Source organism: Pseudoalteromonas sp. D15MCD-2 (assembly GCF_038562745.1).
Classification (GTDB): domain Bacteria; phylum Pseudomonadota; class Gammaproteobacteria; order Enterobacterales; family Alteromonadaceae; genus Pseudoalteromonas.
In genome coordinates, this window is sequence record NZ_JBCFQE010000001.1 from 752,683 (window position 1) to 771,937 (window position 19,255).

Annotated in this window: 13 protein-coding genes; 12 read left to right on the forward strand and 1 reads right to left on the reverse strand. The window is 41.6% G+C overall.

Annotated elements, in window-relative coordinates; translation table 11 throughout:
- Nucleotides 1–229 precede the first annotated feature (229 nt).
- The gene (locus AADY36_RS03445; RefSeq protein ID WP_058585763.1) at nt 230–1,591 is read left to right on the forward strand and encodes a hypothetical protein; all 1,362 of its coding nucleotides are present in this window, start codon (nt 230–232) and stop codon (nt 1,589–1,591) included.
- A 104-nt stretch (nt 1,592–1,695) separates the two neighbouring features.
- Nucleotides 1,696–4,299 carry a DUF2339 domain-containing protein gene (locus tag AADY36_RS03450; protein ID WP_342408498.1) on the forward strand — a complete coding sequence of 868 codons (2,604 nt, stop codon included), beginning with the start codon at nt 1,696–1,698 and terminating at the stop codon, nt 4,297–4,299.
- 36 nt (nt 4,300–4,335) lie between these two features.
- Here AADY36_RS03450 and AADY36_RS03455 read toward each other — a convergent pair whose 3' ends face one another.
- Complete coding sequence (locus AADY36_RS03455) at nt 4,336–7,776, reverse strand: PAS domain-containing hybrid sensor histidine kinase/response regulator (protein WP_342408499.1); 3,441 nt, start codon at nt 7,774–7,776, stop codon at nt 4,336–4,338.
- A gap of 387 nt (nt 7,777–8,163) precedes the next feature.
- Here AADY36_RS03455 and AADY36_RS03460 point away from each other — a divergent pair, with 387 nt between their 5' ends.
- The 10 genes from AADY36_RS03460 to phoB all read left to right on the forward strand — a co-directional run bounded on the left by AADY36_RS03460 (nt 8,164) and on the right by phoB (nt 19,209).
- A complete protein-coding gene (locus AADY36_RS03460; protein WP_054551160.1) occupies nt 8,164–8,427 on the forward strand; it encodes a DUF4212 domain-containing protein in 264 nt (87 codons plus the stop codon).
- A gap of 10 nt (nt 8,428–8,437) precedes the next feature.
- On the forward strand, nt 8,438–10,162 hold the full coding sequence (locus AADY36_RS03465) for a sodium:solute symporter family protein (protein WP_054560886.1): 1,725 nt from the start codon (nt 8,438–8,440) through the stop codon (nt 10,160–10,162).
- Between the two features lie 119 nt (nt 10,163–10,281).
- Nucleotides 10,282–12,120 carry a DUF294 nucleotidyltransferase-like domain-containing protein gene (locus tag AADY36_RS03470; RefSeq protein WP_285220693.1) on the forward strand — a complete coding sequence of 613 codons (1,839 nt, stop codon included), beginning with the start codon at nt 10,282–10,284 and terminating at the stop codon, nt 12,118–12,120.
- Between the two features lie 8 nt (nt 12,121–12,128).
- A complete protein-coding gene (locus AADY36_RS03475) occupies nt 12,129–12,752 on the forward strand; it encodes a 3'-5' exonuclease (protein ID WP_055021005.1) in 624 nt (207 codons plus the stop codon).
- Nucleotides 12,749–13,210, forward strand: coding sequence for a methyltransferase family protein (locus AADY36_RS03480; protein WP_342408500.1), 462 nt, complete (start codon nt 12,749–12,751; stop codon nt 13,208–13,210). The genes AADY36_RS03475 and AADY36_RS03480 overlap by 4 nt, the downstream gene beginning before the upstream one ends.
- A 296-nt stretch (nt 13,211–13,506) precedes the next feature.
- Nucleotides 13,507–14,523, forward strand: a complete 1,017-nt coding sequence (gene epd / locus AADY36_RS03485; RefSeq protein WP_054551164.1) for an erythrose-4-phosphate dehydrogenase — start codon at nt 13,507–13,509, stop codon at nt 14,521–14,523.
- A 42-nt stretch (nt 14,524–14,565) separates the two neighbouring features.
- Complete coding sequence (locus AADY36_RS03490) at nt 14,566–15,741, forward strand: phosphoglycerate kinase (RefSeq protein ID WP_054551165.1); 1,176 nt, start codon at nt 14,566–14,568, stop codon at nt 15,739–15,741.
- A 197-nt stretch (nt 15,742–15,938) separates the two neighbouring features.
- Nucleotides 15,939–17,003, forward strand: coding sequence for a class II fructose-bisphosphate aldolase (gene fba, locus AADY36_RS03495; RefSeq protein WP_054560883.1), 1,065 nt, complete (start codon nt 15,939–15,941; stop codon nt 17,001–17,003).
- 419 nt (nt 17,004–17,422) lie between these two features.
- Nucleotides 17,423–18,373 (forward strand): porin, encoded by a 951-nt coding sequence (locus AADY36_RS03500; protein WP_054560882.1) that lies wholly within the window; start codon nt 17,423–17,425, stop codon nt 18,371–18,373.
- Between the two features lie 146 nt (nt 18,374–18,519).
- Nucleotides 18,520–19,209 carry a phosphate regulon transcriptional regulator PhoB gene (gene phoB, locus AADY36_RS03505; protein ID WP_054551169.1) on the forward strand — a complete coding sequence of 230 codons (690 nt, stop codon included), beginning with the start codon at nt 18,520–18,522 and terminating at the stop codon, nt 19,207–19,209.
- The last annotated feature ends 46 nt before the right edge of the window (nt 19,210–19,255 follow it).

Here is a 19,255-nt window from a genome sequence, read left to right on the forward strand (position 1 = left end):
CTAAAATGTAATCATTATTTACTTTTCGTGTAAAAGTAAGCTGCTTTCACTATAAATGTGATTTTATGTCCATAATTATGATTAATTAAGTGCTTTTCTACATCATTTTCTACACTTTTTAACCTTATCGTAAGTAACTGTAAGTGAAGGTAATAGTTTGTAAAACATAGAATTTTTTCGCATTATTCGAGTCAGAATGGGGTATTACAAACAATAAGGAAAAAATTCCATGAAAAGCACTCTGCTTAAAACAATTGTTGCCTCAAGTTTGCTTTCGGTACTGGCTGCCTGTTCAAGCGATGACAGTAGCAGTAGCAACAGTGGCTATGTGCAACTGTACAATGGCTCTTACAATAGTCCATACACGCGTTTATTTGTTGATGACACTGAACGTTCGGGGGCAGATTTTGGTGATGTATCAACTCGTCATAACTACAGTTCGGGGGAGTATGATCTCAGTTTTGAATATGTTGATGCCAACGATAGTTATATCACCATCGACGAAGAAACCATCAAAATTAAAAATGATCAAACTCAGTTGCTAGTAATGAACGGTGATTTTGCTGAACCAATTTTTACTGAGCTCAGTGTGCCGACGTCAAGCGATGAAGATGAATTCAATGTTGGCTTTTTTAATATCGTTGGCGAAGATAACCTTTACGATGTATACGTTGCCACTGACGACGGTTTATTTGATACCGCTGAGTTATTAATGACTTCGCAATACCTCGTTGAGCCAGAATTAGCGACGCTTGAGGAAGGTTATTACACTATTTATATTACCGCTAGCGGCAGCACTGATGTGATTTTTGAATCACCAACCGTGTACTTTAATGATGAAGCAACGTACATGGCGATGATCCGCCCAAGTTATGCAACAGAAGAAGATGGCATTACGCTTGATGTTGTGACGGCTAGTAGCTCAGTAACACAACTAAACCACCAAGACGCGCAAGGTCAGTTGCGTTTTATCAATACCATCGATGATTACACGCAAACCCAGTTTAAAGTAACCCGAGGCACAACGGCGACCAACACCGAAGTTGTTAGCAACGATAGTTACTCTGAATACATGAGCATGTCACCAAATAGTTATAGCGTCGCTATGTTAGACGAAGCGGGAGACACAATTGTCGATAACTTCTTAATGACATTAGAGCGTGAGCAAAGTGCGGTTGGTCTTTTCTACAATGACAAAGATTACGGGCCTCGTATGATGACCATTGAAGAAAACCTAACTCCAAGCAGCTACAGCCACGCAGTTACTGTGGTTAACTTAATTGATAGCTATGCAGGGCAAGAGATTGACGAAGTTGATGTGTACTTCACCCTCAATGGTGAAACGGTTGAAGATACCAGCAATGTTGTTGAAGGGTTAGATCAATACGACCAGCAAGAACAGGTGGTTGATAACGAAGTTTATACAACCTATGTGGTCTATGAAGACAATGGTCAACAGATTGTGCTATTACAACAAAGCGATATGGATTTTACCGAAGAAGGTAACTATATCTTAGTGATTGAACACGATGAAACCACAGACTCAGGTTTTAAAATGACCTTAGAGCGTACGGTGACTGAACAGTCTTAACCGGCTAAAACGCAATATCGTTGTTTATTTACTCTTGCTAAGTGTTTATTGTATAAACAATTAAGGCTTTTGCTTTTTGTTTAAAGCGTACACAAGGAGAGGATATGGATGGCGGTATTGCGTTACTAATATTACTAGCACTAGTTGTTGTAGGTGGCTCCATTGCGGGTATTTTTGCCTTTTTTCAACTCTCCAGTTTAAAGCGAGAAGTAGCTGCTCTTCGAGTCAAACTTAACGCGACATATAGTCATAATCCACAAGCAAATACTGCAAATCAGTTTGATAATTCAAACGACGATCTGACTGACACTTCAAAATTTGAACCAGAGCCTGTAGTCATTAGTAAGCCGATTGAGGCTATCCCTAAAAAGCCAGAGCAAACAAAACCCAAGCCTGCGACTTTAAATCCGCTAGTAAGCCAACTCGTTACACAAGTCAAAGCTAATTGGCTAACTTGGGTAGGAGCGGTTGCACTTGCCTTTGGCGGTATCTTTTTAGCCCGCTATTCACTGGAGGCAGGCTTATTATCCGAAACCATGCGACTTACGCTTGGCGCTATTTTTGGTTTGAGCTTAATTGTCGCGGCTGAGGTCTTACATCGCAAAGGTATTATTTTTGATGGGTTTAGCAACTATATTCCCGCAGCGCTGGCAAGTGGTGGTTTTATTAGTTGTTTTGCATTGACCTTGCTGGCCTATAGCCATTATGGCTTACTGCAAGCTTTACCGGCATTTAGCATTTTAACCTTAGTTTCTGTAGCAGCAAGCTGGATGGCACTGCGTTTTGGTCCTGTGCTTGCGGTCATTGGTATTATTGGTGCCTACAGCGTGCCGGTTTGGGTCAATAACGGGAGTAATGACTTTATAGCACTGCTAACCTATGTTGCGTTTGTCAGTGTATCGGCTTCGCTAGTCGCGCATTACGTAAAACGGCATTGGTTGTGGTATCTGTTATGGGCAGGTCACTTAGGCTGGTATTACTTAGTTGCAATGGGTGCAGCTAAAAATCTGCATTGGTTTATTAATCTTTATGCTCTATTTAGCATCGTATTGTTAATTGCGATTCCACGCCTAGGGCTGAGTATTAAACAAATAGAATACCGTCCACATCGCTTTAAAACACTACTTAAGCAACTGCCCGACAACCCTCTGTTGATAGCTGTTGTCGTGCCACTTTATCTTTTACTCATGAGCAGTAACCAACTGCTTACTTGGCAGCTTAGTATGTTGTCGTTAGTGGCTTTACTGCTTCTTTTGGTATTAAAAAACAGTGCATGGGATCACTGGCTGATGCTAGCTGTGTTGAGTGTGGTGTGTTTGCTTACAGGGCAACACAATGCTGTTGATTACTCTGAGCAGCTTTTTGTATTTCGGCAAAATTACGGAGCAGGGCTGTTTTTTATTGCTTTGTTCGCGGGTTATGGGTTTTTGTTTGGTCGTAAATACCCTAAACGCTTAGGTTTTGCTTTACTCGCTTCACTTTCAAGTTTTGTGATTATTAGTTGCTTATATGTTATCACTCCCGATCATGCCTTGATGACGGCGTATCCGGTTTGGTGCTTTGTATTATTGGCTCTGTCTGCTTGGTTATTTAAGTTATCAGTCAATAGCACTAATCCGATGCGGGTATTTAGTTACTGGCTTGGCGGTAATGCCAATATTAGCTTAGCGTTAACCATGCTCCTTGAAGGAAGCAGCTTGACCTTAGCGCTTGCTGCGCAAGTGTTGTTGATCAGTTTTTATGTCAATAAACAGTCACTCAGCATACCTACTTGGCCGCTTAAGGGCTTAGTTGGCTCTTTACTAGTTAGGTTAAGCTTTGCACCTTGGTCAACTGATTGCAGTGATGCGTTGCTGCTCGGTGTGCACTGGAGTTTGGTTGTATACCCAGTATGCGCTTGCTTATTTTACTTTGCAGCGAGGCACTGGCAGCAGCAATCTGTTCGGGTGTGGCTAGAAGGTGCAACGCTTCATTGCATTGCTTTATTTATTACCACAGAGACGAGCTATCAGTTGGTGGGGCACTACCCAGACTTTGAGAGCTTGTCTGTGTATGAGCATATTTTATTAACCTGTAACTGGGGTATATTAGGTTGTGTTTATTTACTGCGTTCACGCTTTACTGCGCAATTGGCAAAACTCTATCAAGTAGCAGGTTTTGCGTTATTAACACTGAGTGGCTTACTAATACTGAAAAGCTTTACTGCTGTAAATCCGTTTTTTGAGCCGATAAATATAGGCAGTTGGCCGATTATTAACTGGTTACTATTACTTTGGTTAGTCCCCGCCTGTATTGCAATTTGGGCAAGCCAACTGACTAAATCTCAGCACTATTTACAAAAGCTGTTTACAGCACTTGCAGGTGTGATGAGTGTTTTATATATCAATGCGGAAATTCGCCATAACTGGCAAGGCGAGTTTATAAATATTGCTTTGCCAACTTCAGATGCCGAGCTTTACAGTTATTCTTTAGTTTGGCTTGTTATCGGTGCCTTGGTGGTTGTGGTGGGGCAGTTAAGAACCATTACGGTATTACAAAAGCTCGGCCTTGGCTTATTGGCGCTAGTGGTGTTAAAAGTGTTCTTGATTGATATGGCAAACTTAACCGGGTTGTTGCGGGCTATTTCGTTTATCGGCTTAGGCTTATCGTTAGTTGCGCTTAGTTGGTTGTTCCAAAAATTTAAGGCAAAGCCTACTGCTTTGCCTTAAATCGGTGTTGTTAAAAACGTTGGTTAAGCACTATTGTTAAGTACTGTGGTTAAGCAGTGCTTTGAGTTTTGCGGGCTTAACGGGTTTACTAAGGTAATGAATTTGCTCTTCTTTGGTTTGCTGTTTAAGGGCTTCATCACGCACCGCTGTGATTAAAATGGCAGGCACTGGGCTTTGCCAAATTTCTCTTAGGGTTTTAATAAGGGTTATGCCATCGCAATCATGACCCAACTGGTAATCCATTAAGATAACATCGGGCGCTCGGTGCTCTTTGGCATAGGCCATCACGGTTTCAACTTGATCAAAGAGCTGATAATTTGCCTGCCACTTTTGCAGTAGGCTTGCCATGGCATTAAGGTTTTCAGGGTCATCATCCACTGCAATAATGTTCATCGCACTGCGGTTCTCAACCCCTTTTTTAGGCGTATCTTTTTGTTGAATAAATTGGCTTTCACCATAAGGTACTTCAATACTAAAGCGGCTACCTTTGCCAGGCGTTGAACTGACATCTAAACGTAAAGAGAGTAAGTCGGCCATTCGTTTTACAACTCCTAAGCCAAGGCCAACCCCTTTGTTATCACCGGCTTCAATACGGTAAAAGTCATTGAAGATTTTCGCTTGCTCTACTTCTGTAATGCCGGGGCCTGTGTCCCATACTTCAATTCGTAAATGGTGTTTGCGTTTGCGACAAGCAATTAAAACTCGGCCACTATCGGTGTATTTAACCGCATTTGACACCAAGTTTTGAATAATTCGTCGTAAGTAAGTGATATCACTGTGAACAATAATTCCTTTTGAACGAACCGTCAGTTTTAAGCCTTTTTCGCTCGACATAATGGCGTATTCATTTTTCAGCGGGGCAAGTATGTCATCAATACTAAAGTGGCGCGGAGTAGGGGTCATTGCCCCTTGCTCAAGCTTGGCAATTTCTAACAGCGCCGACATCAAATGCACCGTTGAATCTAAACTTGCACCCAGCTTTTCAAAGTTATTTAAGTTGTTGCTCGAAAGGGTTTTATCATCAATGGCTGCAAGGTATAGGCGCGCTGCATTCAGCGGCTGTAAAATATCGTGGCTAGCCAAGGCTAAAAATCGTGTTTTACTGTCATTGGCTTGTTCAGCCTCTTTTTTAGCTAAAGTAAGTGCTTGCTCAGTTTGTACTCGGCTATCGATTTGTGCTTGTAAATCTTTATTGATAGTACGGATTTCTTGAGTACGCGCTTCAATGCGGTTTTCAAGATCCATGTTTACTTCTTCAAGCGCATTTTGCGTTTCGATATGCGTGGTAATATCAGAGAAACTTGTTACAAAGCCGCCATCAGGCAGTGGGTTACCAATCATTTCGAACACTTGGCCATTACGGCGGTGACGAATAAAGTGATGGGGCGTGCCGTTTTTAAGATGCTGCACGCGCTTTTCTACATGGCGTTCAACTTCACCGGGGCCACATTCACCGCGCTCGGCATTGTATCTAAGCACATCTTCAATTGGTTGGCCTACTTCGAGAAAGTCATCTGGGTAGGCAAACATCTCTGCGTAGCGCTTATTCCATGCCACTAAATTAAGCTCTTTATCAACAACCGAAATACCATGGCTGAGGTTTTCGAGAGAGGTAAATAATAAGTTTTGATTAAATTGCAGGGCTTGTGTGGTTTCATCAAAAAAGTTAACGACTTCTTCAAAGGCCATGCGTTTACCTGAGGCAACCGTGTGGATCAGCGCTTGTGCTGAAGAGGCACCAAGCACACCGGTTAAGGCTCGTTCACAATAAGCGATAAACTCAGGCTCAGGATGCGCGTTGTTGTCATCTAAGTTATTCGATAACGCAAAATGAGCCAGCACTTGCTGCGAGCGCTGCACACCTAAGAAGGTTTGTAGCAGTACTTTAAAGTCGTAAACAGTGGCTTTTACGTTTTTATTTAAACGTCTGGCGAATACCGCTTGCTCTTTTGGATTAACAAAAGCAGCTGCTTGAATTTTATCAATTAAACGCTCATCTGCACCGAGCGAAAAACTTATGTAACAGCCAATATTGGCAAATAAGGCGATTAAGGTGCCACGAGTAATAAGTGTTTGTTGTAGCTCTGCGTTTAAGGTATTGCCCGCATCTAAAATAGGCAGCATTAAGAATAAGACCCAGCAAATAAAGCCTGCTAATAATCCGGCATAAACCCCATAAGCATGGCCTTTTCGCCAATATAGGCCACCCACAATCGCAGGAAGTAATTGCGATACCAAAGAAAAGGCCACTAAACCCATGCTAGCCAGCGCTTTACCATGGCCAAACCATTGCTGGTAGAAATACGACAAAATCAAAATGCCAGCAATTGTGAAGCGTCTCACTAACAGGATTTGCGACTTATAGCTGCTAGTGATGAGGTTACGTTTAAACTTACGACGCAGCATTAGCGGCAACACTACATCATTTGAAATCATGGTACTGAGCGTGAGTGTGGCTACAACAATCATTGCCGTGGCCGCTGATAGACCCCCGATAAATACAAAGGTCGTTAAAAAGGCGTTTTCGTGCATCAGCGGTAGGGCTAATACAAAACTATCTGGTGAGAAGTCACTGCCAATGCCTGGGTGAATCGCTGCCGTTGCAATAGGGAAAATCATTGCTGCAGTTAGTAACAAATACAGGGGGAATGCCCAGCGGGCAGTATAAAGGTGGCGTTTATCTTGGTTATCGACCACAGTCACGTGGAATTGCCTTGGTAAACAGATAATCGCCGCTGCCGCCATTAATGACTGGCCGATAAAGTTAAAGCTAAAAAAGTCGAAGTTCTGCCAGTGCTTCCAAATAGAGCCCGTTAGCTGCTCGGTTTGCACCGTAGTTAAATTAAATAATGTGTATAAAGCAAGCCCCGCTACGGCCACCAAAGCTAGTAACTTAATCATAGATTCAAAGGCGACAGCGAGCATTAGCCCTGAGCGATATTCGGTTACATCGACTTTACGAGTACCAAAGAATATCGCAAACATCGCCATAATGAGTGTTGCCGAAAGGGCGAGCATAGAGCCCGAAATACGATCGTCGTTTTGCAGTAGTAAGAAGCTGCTACTCAGTGCTTTTAATTGCAGTGCGATATACGGAATCGTCGCCAATAAAGCGATAATTGTCACCATAATGGCGGTGGTCTGCCGTTTACCATAGCGAGCAGAAATAAAGTCGGCGATGGTCGTAATATTTTGTTTTTTACTGACCAGTACTAATTTACGTAAAAACCCTTGGCCAAAGAAAAAAAGCAACGCAGGGCCAATTAAAATAGGTAAGTAATTCCAACTGCTGGTGGCTGCTGTACCAACTGAACCGTAGTAAGTCCAAGACGTACAGTAAATCCCTAATGAAAAAGAATAAACAAATGGGTGGTGACTAATTCTTTTAGCAAGAGGAGTGGTTTTGTCTCCCCAATTTGCCAACCAAAACAACACGCCAATATAGGCGAGTGCAACAAATAAAAGCGCAGCTGTCATGTTTAAATTCAGTAATTATTGTAATAACACTACCTTACCAGAATTATGCGCGATTTCGATGGCAAGATTTTTTGCAATAATAATTAATAAAATGCAAGTTATTGGAAATTAATAAATAGTACTGTTTTATGTATCTTTATTAGACTAATGTCGCAGATCATTCGTTTTTACTATTTTCGTTATTTCGTAAATTTATCTTTGTAGGTTAAGTTGTTGTTAAATATTGTTTTTTACCATTCGTTAACAAATGGTGTTTTGCAGTTTACGTAAACGTAAACTAGCTGTTACGACTATGGTCTCAATTCCATAAATCAGAACCCTTGCTAACTTAGTTAATGACAACTAATACCACTCATTACTTTCTTGTAATGCATAAGGGGATAAAAAATGGCTTTTAAAGATGAAGAACAAGCAAAAGCTTATTGGGCGGAAAACCTCGCACTGCTATTTAAATTATTAGCAATTTGGTTTGTCGTGTCATTTGGCTTCGGCATTTTACTGGTAGACGTACTTAACGAGATACGTTTTTTTGGGTTTAAACTCGGCTTCTGGTTCTCCCAGCAAGGCGCTATTTATACCTTTGTTGCTTTGATTTTTGTTTACGTTTTCAAAATGAATACGTTAGATAAAAAATACGGCGTAGACGAATAGGAGCTAAGCAATGGATGTTCAAACACTCACGTTTATTATCGTCGGTTTAAGCTTTGCGCTTTATATCGGCATCGCAATCTGGGCTCGTGCTGGGTCAACAAATGAATTCTATGTTGCAGGGGGCGGTGTACCGCCGCTAGCAAATGGTATGGCAACCGCTGCTGACTGGATGAGTGCGGCATCGTTTATCTCAATGGCGGGTATTATCTCGTTTGCGGGCTATGACGGTGGTGTATATCTAATGGGTTGGACAGGTGGTTATGTACTACTTGCACTTTGTTTAGCTCCTTACCTACGTAAGTTTGGTAAGTTCACGGTACCTGATTTCATCGGTGACCGTTATTACTCACAAGCTGCACGTGTTGTTGCAATTTTATGTGCTATTTTTATCTGTTTCACATATATCGCAGGTCAAATGCGTGGTGTAGGTGTGGTTTTCTCTCGCTTCTTAGAAGTAGATATTGAGACCGGTGTTTACATTGGTATGGTGATTGTATTCTTCTACGCTGTATTAGGCGGTATGAAGGGGATTACATATACGCAAGTAGCTCAGTACTGTGTACTAGTATTTGCTTACCTTGTTCCAGCAATCTTCATTTCAATGATGATGACAGGTCACTTCTTCCCACAAACCGGTTTCGGTGCAACCCTTAGCGATGGCTCAGGACAGTTTGTACTTGATAAACTAGATGGGCTCAGTACCGAGCTTGGCTTTGCGCAGTATACCGAAGGCTCGAAAAGCATGATTGATGTATTCGCAATCACAGGCGCGTTAATGGTTGGTACTGCAGGTTTACCGCACGTAATCGTTCGTTTCTTCACTGTTCCACGTGTTAAAGACACGCGTATCTCAGCTGCATGGACACTTGTTTTCATTGCAATCGTTTATACAACAGCACCTGCTGTAGCGTCATTCGCTCGTGTAAACATGATTGATACAATTAACGGTAAAGACGGTAGCGGTACAGAGTACGCAGAGGCACCAGCATGGGTTAAGAACTGGGAAAGAACAGGCCTAATCACCTTTAACGATAAAAATGGTGACGGTAAAATGTTCTACTCAGCAGGTAAGATTGATGATCCAAACAGCGCAAACGAAGTTAAAGTTGACCGCGACATCATGGTACTTGCAAACCCTGAGATTGCAGACTTACCAGCATGGGTGATTGCATTAGTAGCAGCAGGTGGTATCGCAGCAGCGCTATCAACAACAGCAGGCTTACTATTGGTGATCTCGACCTCGGTATCGCATGACTTATTAAAACGCACCTTAAAACCAGATATAAGTGACAAACAAGAGCTACTTGCAGCGCGCTTAGCTGCGATGATAGCGATTGTGATTTCAGCTTACTTTGGTATTAACCCGCCAGGGTTCGTGGCTTCGGTTGTTGCCTTCGCCTTCGGCTTAGCAGCGGCGAGCTTCTTCCCAGCTATCATCATGGGTATCTTCTCTAAGAAGATGAATAAAGAAGGTGCGATTGCGGGTATGGTGACAGGTATTACATTCACAGCGGCTTATATTATCTACTTCAAGTTCGTAAGCCCTGAATTGAATGCACCTGCAAACTGGTTATTTGGTATTTCACCTGAGGGTATTGGTCTGATTGGTATGATTGTTAACTTTGTGGTTGCAGCTATCGTACTTAAACTAACGGCTGAAACACCAGTTGAAATCCAAGAAATGGTTGAAGGTATCCGTAACCCTAAAGGTTCGAGCGCAGCACACGCGCACTAATAAAACCATTTTATAAGAACACACTCTTGAAGTTCAAAAGCCCGACTTAAGTCGGGCTTTTTATTTATTTCAAACAGGGGTAGTGTAGATATTGTCTCTATTTTATAGCGAGAATGACCATGAATACCGAGCAACAGGAAGTCGCCCAATTTGTGATGCAGCAAACGCCATTTAATCAGCTCGAAGGTGCTGCTAGTGAGTATTTTGTAAACCATCTCGATATTATTTATCTGACCCGTGAGAATCAAAATCAGTGGTTAAGTTCAGATAATCTCAGATTATTTTTAATTCGCTCTGGCGATTATGATTTAGTCGACCCAAAAGGCGATGTGATTACTAAGTTATCGAGTGGCGATTACTTTGGTTTTCCTTCACTGTTAACTGGCGAAGCGATTCAAAATAGTATTTCAGTGCAAAAGGAAGGCATTGTTTACATGTTAAACCAAGCGGCATTTGATTACTTACGCCGTGAGTATAAAGTGTTTGAGCAATACTTTGTTCGCGCCCACAAAAACCGTTTATTGTCGTCTCATTATAAAAGTCAAAACGACAGTTGGTCGGAGAAGAAAATTTGCGAATTGATGAATCGCAAAGCCGTTACCTTGGCACCAGATGCAAGTATTCGTCAAACCGCTAAAAAAATGAAACAGCAGGGTGTTTCGTCGATTATGTTAACGGAACATGATCGCCTCGTTGGGGTTGTCACCGACCGAGATTTACGCAACCGCGTATTGGCCGATGAGGTTGACCCTCAAGACTCAGTAAGTAGCATCATGACGTGTAAGCCCAAGTTTATTTTTGAAAATAACCGCGTGTTTTCGGCGCTACACTTAATGCTTAAGCACAATATTCACCATTTACCAGTGCTTGATGAACATCACAACCCCCTAGGTATGCTCACCAGTACTGATTTACTGCGTCAGCAAAAAAGCGACCCAGTACAATTGATTGGACGAATTTACAAAGCGCACAGCGTGGTTGATTTAAAGCGTTATTCGCAAGAGATACCCGGTTTATTAAAAGGTTTTTCAAACAATATTGATGATATCTCCTTGATTGGTAAATTATTAAGTGGCTTAACCGATGCACTGACTTCGCGTTTGATCCGTTTGTTCCAAGAAGATAATGGCGCGGCACCAACCAGCTTTAGTTTTATTTGTTTTGGTTCACAAGCAAGGGAAGAGCAAACACTGCATTCTGACCAAGATAATGGCCTGTTGCTACCTGATGATTTAACAGAAGAACAACACGATTACTTTAAGCGCATGGGCGAGTATGTCTGTGAGCATTTAATTGAGTGCGGTATAAAACGTTGCCCTGGCAATATTATGGCGAGCAATGCACAGTGCCGTATGGGCATTAATGCATGGACAGAAAAGTTTCATAAGTGGATCACCTCACCCACACCAGAGGCGATGCTCAATTGTAAGATATTTTTTGACCTACGTTTTATTGAAGGTTCCACTACCTTATATGCGCGCTTTTGTGAGCAGCTAAAACGCATTTCTAAAAACGACTTATTCTATGCGGCTATGGCCAGCGACATTAAAAATACGCCAGTGCCCATTGGTTTGTTTAATCAATTTAAATTAGAGAAAGACGAAAAGCAGCATAAGTACCTCGACTTAAAAAAACGCGGTGTGGTGATCATCAACGACATCGTGCGTTTATATTCCCTCAAAGCGGGTATTCAGCGCGCTAATACGCAAGAGCGTATTGATGCATTAATGAAATTTTCGCTACTCAATAAAGATGACTTGTATAACTTAAAAGACTGTTGGCGTTTTTTAACTCAACTGCGTTTAGGCACGCAAATTAACGAGGAAGGATTGCCTAGCAACTGTATTAACCCAAATGCTTTGAATTCATTAGAGCGACATCAATTAAAAGAAGCATTTTATTTGGTTAAACAGGCACAGCAAGCCGCCGCATTTAAATTTGCTCGCGGTAGTTTATAGGAGAGGGTATGGTTAAACGCTGGTTAAGTCGGTATTTAGCGCGCAAGCAACTCTTGGCAGCCGATGCCTATAAAGAGCGCTACGTAGTGATAGACATGGAATTAACGGGCCTTGATCCTCGCCAGCACGAAATTGTCTCGGTGGCGTGGGTGATGATAGAAGATCAATGCATTAAACTCAGCGGTGCACAGCACTTAATAAATAAAGACGTGCAAAGCTTAGAGCAAAGTCCGATTTATCATGGTATTGCAAAACAAGACATAGATACAGGTGAAAGCCTCGAAACCATTCTTGGCAAGCTGCATCAGCATTTTGGTGAGTGCATTTTAGTGTTTCATAACGCGGCACTTGATTGGGGTTTTTTAAAACAGGCCTGCAGAACGCTTGGCTTAGATGCAAAAGCGCGTTTAATTCTTGATACCTTTGTTATTGAAAAAAAACGCCTGCACCAGCAAGGCCACGAAATTGGCCACGATGATTTAACACTTAGCGAATGCCGTAAACGCTACAACTTACCGTATTACAGCTCGCACCATGCCCTTACTGATGCCATGGCAACGGCCGAGTTATTCTTAGCCCAGTGTCATCAAATTAGTCGTGGTAAGGCATTGAAAGTAGGGGAGCTTGTGTGAATCAGTTAGAATTAAAAATTCCTCCAGTCGCGCTGCTGCTGATCATTGCGTTGATGATGTGGGGCATTGCAGAGTTGTTTATGAGTTTTAGCTTCTCGTTTTTTACATCATCTTTTGTAGCACTACTCATAGCATTTTCAGGTGTGATGTTTGCTTTATTAGGGGTTTATCAATTTCGCAAGCAAGGCACGACCGTTGACCCTCGAATTCCAGAAAAGTCGACGAGTCTTGTTACAAGTGGTGTTTATCAATTTAGCCGTAACCCAATGTATGTTGGTATGTTACTAATGCTAGTTGGTTGGGGAATTTATCTTGGTAATATTGCGAGTTTTATAATGCTGCCGGTATTTATTCTCTATATGAATCGATTTCAAATTATGCCAGAAGAAACGTTTATGGCAGAGAAGTTTGGGTCAGCATACCAGCAATACAAAAAATCTGTTCGTCGCTGGCTATAAAGGAAAAAAGTAAGATTGAGGTTGCTAATGCAGTTTTATTTACCTTGCTCTCTTATAAAAATGTCTAAGGTCGATTACCAAAACTGCGCCATCTAAAACATGCTAAGCAATTTTTATTTTGGCTGACCTCTTATAAAAACTCTTCAGGTTGATTACCAAAATTGAGCCATCTAGGGTTGTTAAAGTAGTTTTATTTACCTTGCCCTCTTATAAAAATGTGTAAGGTCGATTACAATACCGCCATCTAAAAGGCAGTTGCCTTTATCTGCAAGCAAATAGAGTGGATTTTCTTCTTCATGGCAATCAAACTTGCAATTAATGGTTTTGGTCGAATCGGGCGCAATATCGTCCGTGCACTGTATGAATCAGGGCTTGAAGATCAAATCAAAATTGTCGCTATTAACGAATTAGCCGACCCTAAGGGCATTGCCCATCTCCTTAAATACGATACATCTCACGGCCGCTTTTCATTCCCTGTTAATCTTGGCGAAGATACTTTAACGGTTGCTAACGACTCTATAGCCTTATTTGCAGAAGAAAACCCTGCAGAACTACCTTGGCAAACTCTTGATGTTGATGTGGTTCTTGAATGTACTGGAGTGTATCACTCTCGTGAACATGCAGAACTACACTTGGCTGCTGGTGCAAAAAAAGTATTGTTTTCACAGCCTGCAGATGCTGATGTTGATGCCACAATTGTGTATGGTATTAACGATGATGAGCTAAAAGCTGAACATACGATTGTTTCAAACGGTTCATGTACCACAAACTGTATTGTGCCAGTAATTAAAGTGCTAGATGACGCATTTTCGATTGAATCTGGGGCTATTACAACGATTCATGCCTCGATGCATGATCAGCAAGTGATTGATGCGTATCATCATGATTTACGTCGTACTCGCGCTGCAAGCCAGTCTATTATTCCGGTGGATACAAAGCTTGCTCGTGGTATTGAGCGTATTTTGCCTAAGTTTCATAGTCGCTTTGAAGCCATTGCTGTTAGGGTACCAACGATCAATGTGACGGCGATGGATTTAAGTGTAACAGTGAATACCGATGTGAATTTAGCGACAGTCAATCAAGCACTTAAGTTAGCTGCAAAAGACCGCCTTGACGGTATTTTAAGCTATACAGAAGAGCCATTGGTATCGGTAGATTTTAATCATGACCCACATTCTTGTATCATAGATGGCACTCAGACACGTGTTAGTCATAAACGACTGATAAAGTTGTTAGTGTGGTGCGATAATGAGTGGGGCTTTGCGAATCGTATGCTCGACACTGCGCGTGCGATGATGGCTGTAAGCCAATAATTTATAAATATAATATTAGTATCGTTAACTAAGGAGAAGTCCATGTCGGTCATTAAAATGGCAGATTTAGATTTAAACGGCAAACGCGTGTTAATTCGTGAAGATTTAAATGTGCCTGTAAAAGAAGGTAAAGTGACCTCTGATGCACGTATTCGTGCAGCATTACCAACTATCAAATTAGCGTTAGAAAAAGGCGCTAAAGTAATGGTGATGTCACACCTTGGCCGCCCTACGGAAGGGGAATATGATGAAGCGTTTTCGCTTGCCCCTGTGGTTAATTATTTAAATGATGCCCTTGAGCAAACAGTTCGTCTTGAAAAAGACTACCTAGAAGGCGTAGACGTTGCTGATAACGAAGTGGTTGTTTTCGAAAACGTACGTTTTAACGCTGGCGAAAAGAAAAACGACGAAGCACTGTCTAAAAAACTAGCTGCATTATGTGATGTTTACGTAATGGACGCATTTGGTACGGCTCACCGTGCACAAGCATCGACTCACGGTGTGGGTTTATTTGCTGATGTTGCATGTGCAGGTCCACTGCTTGCTGCGGAGCTAGACGCACTAGGTAAAGCGCTTGATAACCCAGCTCGTCCTTTGGTTGCTATCGTTGGTGGCTCTAAAGTATCGACTAAGTTAACTGTACTTGATTCACTTTCTAAAGTGGTTGATCAACTTGTAACGGGTGGTGGTATCGCGAATACCTTCATCGCAGCGGCAGGTCACCCTGTAGGTAAATCTTTATTTGAAGCTGATTTAATTGATGAAGCAAACAAATTAAGTGCAGCGGCAAAAGCTAATAACGGTGAAATACCGGTACCAACTGATGTTGTTGTAGGTAATGAGTTCTCAGAATCTGCAGTGGCAACATTAAAAGATGTGAATGAAGTAACAGACGAAGACATGATCTTCGATATTGGTCCTGATACAGCAAACCAACTAGCAAAAATCATTGCTAATGCAGGCACTGTTGTATGGAATGGTCCAGTTGGTGTATTTGAATTTGACCAATTTGGTAACGGCACACGTGCTATTGCTGATGCGATTGCTAACTCAAGTGCATTCTCGATTGCTGGTGGCGGTGATACGCTTGCAGCGATTGATAAATACGGCATTGCCGATAAAGTTTCTTACATTTCAACAGGTGGTGGTGCTTTCCTTGAATTTTTAGAAGGGAAAAAATTACCAGCAGTTGCTATGCTTGAAGAACGTGCTAAGTAATTAGTGCGTATGCCAGCGTAGTTATTAGGTAATTACGCTGGTTTAGCTGTTAATAAAATACCTCTCACCCTCGTTTTATTTACAGCTGTTACGGTAGGCGCGAGCTTTTCGTGATGCAGTGATGCATCAAAAAAATAACTTATCCGTTCAAACTAGATAGTAGGAAACTACTGTCGATACAATTTGGAGAATACCAAATGGCTTTAATCAGTATGCGACAACTTCTTGATCATGCAGCTGAAAATGGTTACGGCGTACCTGCGTTTAACGTTAATAACCAAGAGCAAATGCGTGCAATTATGGAAGCGGCTGACAAAACAAACAGCCCGGTAATTGTACAAGGTTCAGCAGGCGCACGTGCCTATGCTGGTGCCCCTTTTATTCGTCATATGATTTTAGCAGCCGTTGAAGAATGGCCTCATATTCCAGTTGTAATGCACCAAGACCACGGTACTTCACCAGGTGTATGTCAGCGCTCAATCCAGTTAGGCTTTTCGTCAGTTATGATGGATGGCTCATTAATGTCTGATGGTAAAACCCCTTCAAGCTACGAATACAATGTTGATGTAACACGTCAAACAGTTGAAATGGCACATGCTTGTGGTGTGTCTGTTGAAGGCGAGTTAGGTGTTTTAGGTTCACTGGAAACAGGTGAAGCAGGTGAAGAAGACGGCGTTGGTGCTGAAGGTAAATTGTCTACTGATCAAATGCTAACAGATCCTGAAGAAGCCGCTGATTTCGTTAGTAAAACTAAGGTTGATGCACTTGCTATCGCTTGTGGTACATCACATGGCGCGTACAAATTTACTCGTCCACCAACAGACGATATCTTAGCGATTGATCGTATTAAAGAAATCCACGCGCGTATTCCTAACACACACTTAGTAATGCATGGTTCTTCTTCTGTGCCACAAGAGTGGCTAGAAGTGATTAACCAATACGGTGGCGAAATCCCTGAAACGTATGGTGTGCCTGTAGAGCAGATCATCGAAGGTATTAAGTACGGTGTTCGTAAAGTAAATATCGATACCGATCTTCGTTTAGCATCAACAGGTGCAATTCGTCGTCACTTAGCTTTAAACCCAGCTAACTTTGATCCACGTAAATACTTAGCAGAAGCAACGAAAGCAATGACTGAGATCTGTGTTGCTCGTTACGAAGCCTTTGGTACTGCGGGTCAAGCTGGTAAGATCAAGCCTATCTCTTTAGATGATATGCACCTTAAATACTTATCGGGTGAACTTGATCCACAAATCAAGTAATTGATAATAAGTTGAAAAAGCCGGCTTTATGCCGGTTTTTTATTACATTCAAATAGGTATTATTAGTTAGATCAAGGCGGATCAGCGAAATACCTACTCGTGCTTTTCAGGATCACTGTTTTACTAACCTTCGCTTTCACGGATCATTATTTTACTAGTTGTATACTGATCACAGGCTTTTCTTTGCTCATCTTTTAAACGAAATGCTGAGCGTCTTAACATTAAATCAACAAGTTATCTTATTCTCTAGGTAAAAAATTGATCTGAAGTTGATCTTCTTAGTAAAAACCTGATCCTGATCTGATTAAGTTGGTAGATCAGTGATCCGTGATTTTTATGTGAAATATCTCCTCCTCGCCTTGACCAAAAGCCCTTTATGTTCGATTTTTAAGTTATTGCTTAAATTGAGGATCGCTACCATGAATAAACCTGCCATGATGTTGTCGAGCTTTGCAATGTGCTTTATTTCTTTTCATAGTGCTGCCGAAGCTGTAGATGTGTATGGTCGGGCCCATTTAGGGGTTGCTAATAGCGACACTGGCGATGGCAGCGAAACGTCTATTGAGAGCTATAACTCTCGTATGGGGATCAAAGGCAGCGGTGAAATAAGCGATGGGTTAAAAGCCGTATATAAGTTTGAATTTGCAGTAAATGCGGCAGATCAAGATAGCGATGGTAAAACTGAAGAGAATATTACCGCGCGTAATCAATATGTTGGTCTACAAGGCAGCTATGGGCAGGTAGTGCTTGGTCGTCACGATACGGCGTTAAAAGTATCGCAGGGTAAAATTGATTTAATGAACGACTTTAATGGTGATGTTAAAGCCTTATTTAATGGTGAAAATCGCCTTGGTGATGTAGTTCATTACAGTTCGCCAATTGTTGGCAATATGCAATTTGTGGTCACCTATATTGCTGAAGATAACTCCAAACAAGATGAAGAAACCGGTGTTTCTGCGGCATTTATGTATGGTGATAGTAAATTTAAAAAAGCGCCTTACTTTGTAAGTGTTGCCCACGACAGTAAAGTAGCCGGTTATGATACAACACGGTTTACGGCGCAAGGCAAATTAGGCGATTTAACCCTAGGCGGTATGTATCAACAAAGCGAAAAAATCACAGGTTCTGACAAAGAAGATGGGTTTTTAGTGAGCGCATCTTACAAAATAGATAAATATAAGTTGCTGGCGCAATATCAAGATACTGATGGCAGCTTTGGTAAATTGAAAGATTCGGGTAGCGGTACTTCTGTTGGGGTTGAACGAAGCCTGTCAAAACAAGCGCGTATGTACATGTGGTATACGCAATTTTCACTAGATAATAATGCTGATGAAGATCATCTTGCAGTCACTTTAAGGTATGACTTTTAATCCAAAATTTACTATTTAAGCGTAAAAAATGGCTATTTTTGCTTTGATTTTTTTGCGCTTTTTCAATTACTCGTTAGACTTTCATAAAAATGTCATACTTAGTCATAATAATGAAACCAGTTCGCTAACGAAAGAGATAAATTGGAATGTCACGTAAAGTACTAGTCGTCGATGACGAAGCGCCTATCAGAGAGATGCTGGTTTTTGTTTTAGAGCAAAATGGTTTTCAAGCAATTGAAGCAGAAGATTATGACTCTGCGATTGAAGCTATGGTTGAACCATACCCAGATATGGTTTTATTAGATTGGATGTTACCTGGTGGTAGCGGTATTCAAATTGCTAAGAAATTTAAGCAAAACGAATATACTCGTCAGATCCCTATCATTATGCTGACTGCTCGCGGTGAAGAAGAAGACAAAGTACGCGGCCTTGAAGTAGGTGCTGATGATTACGTAACCAAACCATTTTCTCCTAAAGAATTAATGGCGCGCATTAAAGCGGTTATTCGCCGTGTTTCACCAACCTCATTAGAAGAAGCCATTGAAGTTCATGGCTTACGCCTTGACCCAATCTCACACCGTGTAACATCAGAAGGTAGTGAATTAGATATGGGGCCTACTGAATTTAGATTACTACATTTCTTCATGACACATCCTGAACGTGTTTACAGTCGTGAACAATTACTTGATCATGTATGGGGAACAAATGTATATGTAGAAGACCGTACTGTTGATGTACATATTCGCCGTCTACGTAAAGCGATTGCACCATTAGGGCATGACCGTTTAGTGCAAACCGTTCGCGGTGCAGGCTATCGTTTTTCAAGTAAATTATAAGTGTCATGGCAATGACCTTAACAAGCTAATTTACATACTTAAGGTA

Coding starts and splice junctions, on each gene's coding strand:
- AADY36_RS03450 (WP_342408498.1), top strand. CDS start 1,696: ATGGATGGCGGTATTGCGTTACTAATATTACTAGCACTAGTTGTTGTA.
- AADY36_RS03470 (WP_285220693.1), top strand. CDS start 10,282: ATGAATACCGAGCAACAGGAAGTCGCCCAATTTGTGATGCAGCAAACG.
- AADY36_RS03460 (WP_054551160.1), top strand. CDS start 8,164: ATGGCTTTTAAAGATGAAGAACAAGCAAAAGCTTATTGGGCGGAAAAC.
- AADY36_RS03465 (WP_054560886.1), top strand. CDS start 8,438: ATGGATGTTCAAACACTCACGTTTATTATCGTCGGTTTAAGCTTTGCG.
- AADY36_RS03490 (WP_054551165.1), top strand. CDS start 14,566: ATGTCGGTCATTAAAATGGCAGATTTAGATTTAAACGGCAAACGCGTG.
- AADY36_RS03455 (WP_342408499.1), bottom strand. CDS start 7,776: ATGACAGCTGCGCTTTTATTTGTTGCACTCGCCTATATTGGCGTGTTG.
- AADY36_RS03445 (WP_058585763.1), top strand. CDS start 230: ATGAAAAGCACTCTGCTTAAAACAATTGTTGCCTCAAGTTTGCTTTCG.
- phoB (WP_054551169.1), top strand. CDS start 18,520: ATGTCACGTAAAGTACTAGTCGTCGATGACGAAGCGCCTATCAGAGAG.
- epd (WP_054551164.1), top strand. CDS start 13,507: ATGGCAATCAAACTTGCAATTAATGGTTTTGGTCGAATCGGGCGCAAT.
- AADY36_RS03500 (WP_054560882.1), top strand. CDS start 17,423: ATGAATAAACCTGCCATGATGTTGTCGAGCTTTGCAATGTGCTTTATT.
- fba (WP_054560883.1), top strand. CDS start 15,939: ATGGCTTTAATCAGTATGCGACAACTTCTTGATCATGCAGCTGAAAAT.
- AADY36_RS03475 (WP_055021005.1), top strand. CDS start 12,129: ATGGTTAAACGCTGGTTAAGTCGGTATTTAGCGCGCAAGCAACTCTTG.